The 6,781-nt window shown below is 62.8% G+C and carries 5 protein-coding genes; 3 read left to right on the forward strand and 2 right to left on the reverse strand.

Annotated features, from left to right (window positions below):
* The first annotated feature begins 42 nt into the window (after positions 1 to 42).
* From lysA to Q0I65_RS09385, 3 genes are all read left to right on the forward strand, one after another.
* The gene (gene lysA / locus Q0I65_RS09375) at positions 43 to 1,398 is read left to right on the forward strand and encodes a diaminopimelate decarboxylase (RefSeq protein ID WP_296062843.1); all 1,356 of its coding nucleotides are present in this window, start codon (positions 43 to 45) and stop codon (positions 1,396 to 1,398) included.
* Between the two features lie 9 nt (positions 1,399 to 1,407).
* Positions 1,408 to 2,691: a homoserine dehydrogenase gene (locus Q0I65_RS09380; protein WP_296062845.1), complete on the forward strand. Its 1,284-nt coding sequence runs from the start codon at positions 1,408 to 1,410 to the stop codon at positions 2,689 to 2,691.
* Positions 2,692 to 3,047: 356 nt separating this feature from the next.
* Positions 3,048 to 4,388 carry an aspartate aminotransferase family protein gene (locus Q0I65_RS09385; RefSeq protein WP_296062847.1) on the forward strand — a complete coding sequence of 447 codons (1,341 nt, stop codon included), beginning with the start codon at positions 3,048 to 3,050 and terminating at the stop codon, positions 4,386 to 4,388.
* A gap of 169 nt (positions 4,389 to 4,557) precedes the next feature.
* On the opposite strand, the gene Q0I65_RS09390 is transcribed toward Q0I65_RS09385, so the two are convergent.
* Together Q0I65_RS09390 and Q0I65_RS09395 are read right to left on the reverse strand one after the other, a co-directional pair.
* Entirely contained in the window at positions 4,558 to 5,814 is a 1,257-nt protein-coding gene (locus Q0I65_RS09390) for a Zn-dependent hydrolase (protein ID WP_296062849.1), read from the reverse strand.
* Positions 5,815 to 6,032: 218 nt separating this feature from the next.
* A partial coding sequence (locus Q0I65_RS09395; RefSeq protein WP_296062851.1) for a hypothetical protein occupies positions 6,033 to 6,781 on the reverse strand: 749 nt, incomplete at its 5' end.

The following is a 6,781-nucleotide window of genomic DNA, read 5'->3' on the forward strand; positions in this document are numbered from 1 at the left end:
ATGATAGACTGGGAAAATTCCACAGCATCAGAAAGGACAGCTATGTCTCTCCCAGCATCCGATACCAGCAAGCAGCCCGACAACCTCACCACCATGGATTTGGGCGAGGTTCTTCCCCGCACGGCCGAGGTTCGCGATAACCACCTGTTCATCGGCGGCGTCGACATGGTGAAGCTCGCGCGTGAGGAAGGCACCGCGCTCTACGTGTTCGACGAGGCCGACCTTCGTTGGCGCATGGAAACCTACCGCGAGGCGTTCCGCTCGCGCTACGAGAACTCCGACGTCATCTACGCATCGAAGGCGTTTCTGAACAAGGAAGTCGTGCGCATTGTGAACGAGGAGGGCCTCTGCCTCGACGTGTCGGGCGGCGGAGAGCTCGCCTGCGCCCAGATGGCGGGCTTCCCGATGGAGCGCGTCTTCGTGCACGGCAACAACAAGACGCCCGCTGAGCTGCGCGAAGCCATCTCCGCAGGTGTTGGCCGTATCGTGGTCGACAGCCGCATCGAGCTTGCCCGCGTGTCTGAAATCGCCGGCGAACTCGGCGTCGAGCAGGCCATCTACATGCGCATCACGCCCGGCGTCGAGGCCGACACGCACGAGTACATCCGCACGGGCTGCGAGGACTCCAAGTTCGGCTTCACCATGCTCGACGACTTCGCGTTCAAGTGCGTGAAGGACGCCATCGAGGCCCCCAACGTGAAGCTTGTCGGCTTCCACTGCCATATCGGCTCGCAGATCTTCGCGCTCCATTCGTTCCGCGAGGCGGCGCAGGTCATGATCGAGTTCATCGCGCGCGTCCAGAAGGAATACGGCATCGAGATCCCCGAGCTCGACCTGGGCGGCGGTCTGGGCGTGGCCTACCTCGCGACCGACAAGCCCTCCTCGATCGAGGACTTCGCGGAATGCACGACGCGTGCCGTCAAGGATTTCTGCGCCGAATACGGCGTGCCTGAGCCGCGCATTCTCGTCGAGCCTGGTCGCAGCCTTGTCGCCAACGCCGGCGTCACGCTCTACACCGTGGGCATTCTTAAAACCCTGCCCGGCATCCGCAAGTACGTCGCCATCGACGGCGGCATGTCCGACAACATCCGCACGGCGCTCTACCACGCCGACTACGAGCCCGTGATCGCCAACAAGGCGGGCGAGCCGCGCACGGAAATCGTCACACTGTGCGGCAAGCACTGCGAAAGCGGCGACGCGGTCGTCATCGACATGCCCATCCAGCATCCGGAAATCGGTGACATCGCGTGCGTGTTCACAACGGGCGCGTACTGCTCTACCATGTCTAGCAACTACAATGGCCAGCCCAAGCCGGCGGTAGTGTTCGTGAAAGATGGTGTCGCCCGCGTCGTCACGCGCCGCGAGACCTACGCCGACCTCTACGCCCGCGACATCTAGGAGGACCTTATGACCATCAAGCTCGGACTCGTCGGCACCGGCACGGTCGGTGGCGGTTGCATCGACATCCTTCAGAAGCACAAGGAGGACTTCAAGCGCCATTACGGCATCGACGTGGAGCTTGTGCGCGTCTGTTCGCGCGACCCTGAGCAGGCCGAAGCCCATGGTGTAAGCGACCTGTTCACGTTGGATTATCGCGACATCGTGAACGACCCCGACATCGACATTGTCATCGAGCTCATCGGCGGCACCACGGTGGCGCGCGATGTGGTCGTGTCGGCACTTGAAGCGGGCAAGAACGTCGTCACGGCCAACAAGGCGCTCATGGCGACTCATGGCGAGGAAGTCATGCATCTGGCGGAGAAGATGAACCGCGAGCTTGCCTTCGAGGCGTCCGTCGGCGGCGGCATCCCCATCATCGACCCGCTGAAGCATTCGCTCATCTCGAACGAGATAACCTCTGTTATGGGCATTGTGAACGGCACGACGAACTACATGCTCACGCGCATGGTCGACGACAGCCTCTCCTACGACGAGGCGCTCAAGGAAGCCCAGGAGCGCGGCTTCGCCGAGGCCGACCCCACGGCCGACGTCGACGGCTTCGACGCTGCGGCGAAGATCGCCATCTTGGCGTCGATCGCCTTCAACTCGCGCGTCACGCTTGACGACGTGCACACCGAGGGCATCCGCAACATCACGACGCTCGATCTGGACACCGCCGACGACATGGGCTACGTCATCAAGCTTTTGGCGATCGCCCATCGCACGCCCGACGGCATCGACGTGCGCGTCCATCCCACGATGCTCCCGAAGGCGCACCAGCTCGCGACCGTGAACGGCGTGTTCAATGCGATTTACGTGACGGGCGACGCCGTGGGCGAGACGATGTTTTTCGGCGAGGGCGCGGGCGCGGGCCCGGCGGCGAGCGCCGTCATGGGCGACGTGCTCGAGGTGGCGCGCCATCTTACGCTGGGCGTTTCCCCCATCGTGGGCTGCACCTGCACCGATGACCTGCCCATCCTTCCGGTGGAGGAGCTGCAGACGAAGTACTACATCCGCTTCGCTGTGGCCGACCGCTCGGGCGTGCTCGCCGCGATGGCGGGCGTGTTCGCCAAGCATGGCGTCTCCGTGCGCTCCGTGGTGCAGCGCGGCAACTCCGAGCACGAGACGGTGAACCTCTCCTACGTCACGCACACCGCCAAGGAAGCAAGCGTGCGCGCGGTGCTCGCGGAAATCGCAGGGCTCGAAGACGTTCTGCGCGCCGAGCCCTCGGTGATTCGAGTGGAAGGCTAACGCACCGCGTTTGGCTCGCGGTTGGTTTGCGCCGCGTTTGGAGCTACTTGCTGTTTTTGCTTGGGAAAACGAAGACCCGTCCAGGTCATGGGCGGGTCTGTTTGCGTCTGGCGCCCTTTGGCCTGAACCCGGTTGTCAACCTGCCCGTGCTCCCGCCCGTCAGTCTGAGCACGCGGTGCATTTCGCGCCCGTGTAACGCGTGTGCTTCTGTTCGATTTCGCCTTGATTTCCAGATGTTTGAAGCTTTGCTAACGCCCCTCGCGTTCATTCGATTGCGTTCTTTGCGTCCTACCATGCAAGACGTGCAAATGGTTTGAAATGCGCATACGCGTTTGACGAGGAAGAAAGGGCGAATGATGGGCACTTCGGAAGATTGCGGCATCCTTGAGTCGAACAGTTTCAATATGGGCAACCTCGATACGCTCGGCGGCGAGCTGCACGATTTGGTTGAGCGCCGCCGCGTGCTGGGGCCGTGTTACCGCTTGTTCTACCAGAAGCCGCTTCACCTGGTGCGCGGACAAGGAACGCGCCTGTTCGACGCCGATGGCGAGGAATACCTCGACATGTACAACAACATCCCGTCGATGGGACACAGCAATCCTGTGGTCACCGAGGCGGTTATCAAGCAGTTGCAGCTGCTCAATACGCACACACGTTACGTGCACGAGAATATCCTGAACTATGCGGAGGACCTGCTGTCCACCATGCCGGACGAAATCAACCGCATCATGTTCATGTGCTCAGGGTCCGAAGCAAATGACCTGGCCGTCCGTTGCGCGCAGCTCTTTACCGGCGGTGAGGGCGTCATTGTGACGGGGGAGGCCTACCACGGGAACACGGCGCTGATCTCCGGGCTGTCGCCGTCGATCGGCAAGAGCGTCGCCATGAGCCGCACCATGCGCATGATTCCCTCGCCCGACTCGTTCCGTTTGGGGACCGAAGACCTTGGCCCGTGGATGTGCGAGCAGATTTCCCTGCAAATTGCCGACATGCGCCGCCACGGCATCAAATTCGCTGGCGTGCTCTTCGACGACATCTTCTCCTCCGATGGCGTTATCCCGGGCGCTCGTGGCTTCCTGAAATCAGTCGTTGACCTGGTACATCGCGAGGGCGGCCTCTATATTGCCGACGAGGTGCAGCCCGGATTCTGCCGCACGGGCGATGCGTTCTGGGGCTTCGCGCGCCATGGCATCGTGCCCGATATCGTGACGATGGGCAAACCCATGGCTAACGGCATCCCGTGTTCCGCCATGGCGATTCGCGCCGACGTGCTCGACGCATTTGCCGACAACAACCCGTACTTCAACACGTTCGCGGGCAATCCCGTGTCGATGGCGGCGGCTCAGGCGGTGCTCGATTACATTCGTGAAAACGACATCCTCGCTCATACCTATGACATGGGGGAGAAGTTGCGTGCCGCCATACACGATGTGGCAGCACGCCGTCCTCGTCTTGCCGACGTGCGCGGCGCCGGTTTGTTCTGCGGCGTCGAGGTGGTGAAGCCCGGTACTCAGGAAGCCGATCGCCCGTTCGCCGTGTCGCTCATCGAGCAGCTTCGCGAAAACCACGTGCTCATCTCTTTGTGCGGCCCGTACGGCAACGTGCTGAAGGTTCGCCCGCCGCTGGTGTTCAACGACGCCGACCTCGACTTTTTCGCCAGCGCACTGGAAGCATCGCTCGATCAGCTGGAGAATTAGAAGAAAGATCGCGGGCGAGAGAGCCTGGGGCATCGAGATGGTGCCCCAGGTTTGCGGCCAGAGTGCCTCGCCGAGCGCTTCTTAGCGGAAAGCTTTGGGAAACTGCCTGGTGATTGGCTGGGTGGAAGATTTTCGGGTGGGCGTCTTGATCGGCGTCTACCCGCATTTTTTATGCCAAGCCGCCTTGGCGAAGCGCTTCCTGCAACACCTCGACGAGCACCCTTACGCCGTTGGAGAGGTCCTCGGGCTTGGTGAATTCATTGGGCGAGTGCGCGCTGCTGCCGACGCTTGGCACGAACAGAAGCGTGCTGGGCACGGCGGCGGCAAGGGCTACGGCGTCGTGCCCGCATACCGTTTTCGTGCGGATGCAGCTGAGGCCGCATGCGGCTGCGGCGTGCTCGATGAGGGCTACGCCGCTTTCGGGAAACGTCATCGCCTGGCGAACTTCGGTGCCGACGATTGCGATTGCCGTGCCCGACTGCGCCTCGATCGTGGCGAAAGAGGCGGCGAGTTCATTGGCCGCCTCGCGGGCACACGCTTCACTTTCTGCACGAACCTCCAGGTGAAGCTGACATTTCGACGTCACGATATTCGGCGAATGCGGAAACAAACGCACCTTGGTGACCGACGTGCGAACTTCGGTGCCGCGACGTGCGAAGTCATCGGCGAGCTTGCGCGCGGCAACGGTGAGCAGCGCCATGCCGTAGAGCGCATCCTTGCGCAGGTGCATGGGGGTCGATCCCGTGTGGGACTGCTCGCCGTCGATATCCACATCCATTTTCACGGCGCTCCAGTTGCCGGTGACCGCCCCGATGTTTACGCCCGCTGTCTCAAGTTCGGGACCTTGCTCGACGTGCAGCTCAAAGTAGGCGGCAGCTTGCGGCGGCGTTTCGGTTCCCTTCCAGCCGCTTTTGCGGAGCGCGTCGCCGAAGCTTGTGCCGCCTAAGTCCTTCGCCTGCTCGATGTCGGAAAGCCGCAGCGCGCCCGTGAACACGCGACTGCCCATGAGACTCGGCTCGAAGCGCGCGCCTTCTTCGTTTGTCCAGTCGACCACGGCAAGGTTCGTCGCTGGGGCAAGCGCTCCGCTTCGCACGCGCGCATCGATTGCCTGTGCCGCCGCCAACGCGGCCACCACACCGTACGCCCCGTCGTATACGCCGCCGTTTTCCTGGCTGTCCAGATGCGACCCGCACAGTATGTAGGGCGCGTCATCGTCCCAGGTGAACAGGCCGAAAATGTTTCCGACGCCATCGATGCGCACTTCGGCGCCGGCTTTGCGCAGCTGCTTGACAAACCACGTGCGATGCGCGCTGTCGTCGGGGGTGAGCGCCATGCGATCGGTTCCGCCGTTCGGCTTGCGGCCGATTGTCATCGACTCGGCGAATAGCTCGGAGAAATGCTGTGTGGCGGAAAGAGGTTGGTTCATGGGGGTCTCCTCGTGGGTGTTGGGCTCGGTAGTTGTCGTCTGGCAGCGCCGCCTCGCCTTGATCGGCTGTGTCAGATGCTTGGCGGTCGTTGCCGATTTTGGCCGCAACCCCTTGGCGCCAGCGATTCCTTAGCAGTTGCGGCCAGGCAAAACGAAGGCTGCGGAGCGTTTTGCCCCGCAGCCTTTTTACGATAGGGGGAATCGATTTCGCAAGGTGCCTACGAAGCGCTCGCCTCTGCGGGTGCGCCGCCGGATCTTGCGCAACTTGCGACCGCGGCTTCGCGCAGCGAGGAGGCGGCGGTTGCGATGCTTGCCACCTTGCTTGCGGCTAAGCCCTCGGGCTCGTTTTCGGCCATTGCGGTTGCAGCGGTCTCTTCGCAGGTCGTAACGCTCGCGGCGGTTCCGCATGCGACGCCCTCGCCTTCTGCCACGCTCGCCATGCCCGGAACTGCGGCGCCGACGGTGACGGTGCCGCGGCGGCCACCTCGGGCAATATCGAACAGCTCGTCAACGCGGGTGCGCTCGGCGTCGGGGGTTTTGGTCAGGAGCGACACGGTCACGTACACGAGCAGGTTCACGAACAGGGCGACCACGCCGCCAGTGATGCTGCCGAGCGCGGGGATGTCGTCGGGGAAGGCGATGGTCAGCCCGGCGGCGACGACGAAGCCCGCGATCATGCCGGCCAGCGCGCCGTTCTTGTTGCCGAACTTGAAGAAGATGCCGAGGAACAGCGGCACGGAAATCTGGACAACGGCCTGGTAGGAAATCTGCGCGAGCAGCTGCAGGCGGTCCATGCCGTTGGTGAAGTAGGCGAGCACGGCGGCCAGCGCGATGAACAGCATCATGCTTGCCTTCGAGATGACCGTCTTCTGCGCGTCGGTCAGCTCCACCTTGCTGCCGACGATGTCGTTGGCGATCTGCGTGCCGGCGGCTTGGACGCTGCCGTCGATGTGGCCGATCGAGCCGG

It is taken from the genome of uncultured Ellagibacter sp. (assembly GCF_934643285.1).
GTDB lineage: Bacteria > Actinomycetota > Coriobacteriia > Coriobacteriales > Eggerthellaceae > Ellagibacter.

Bases quoted from the DNA above. Each gene is read 5' to 3' on its own strand.
- lysA (WP_296062843.1), top strand. From the start codon at position 43: ATGTCTCTCCCAGCATCCGATACCAGCAAGCAGCCCGACAACCTCACC.
- Q0I65_RS09380 (WP_296062845.1), top strand. From the start codon at position 1,408: ATGACCATCAAGCTCGGACTCGTCGGCACCGGCACGGTCGGTGGCGGT.
- Q0I65_RS09385 (WP_296062847.1), top strand. From the start codon at position 3,048: ATGGGCACTTCGGAAGATTGCGGCATCCTTGAGTCGAACAGTTTCAAT.
- Q0I65_RS09390 (WP_296062849.1), bottom strand. From the start codon at position 5,814: ATGAACCAACCTCTTTCCGCCACACAGCATTTCTCCGAGCTATTCGCC.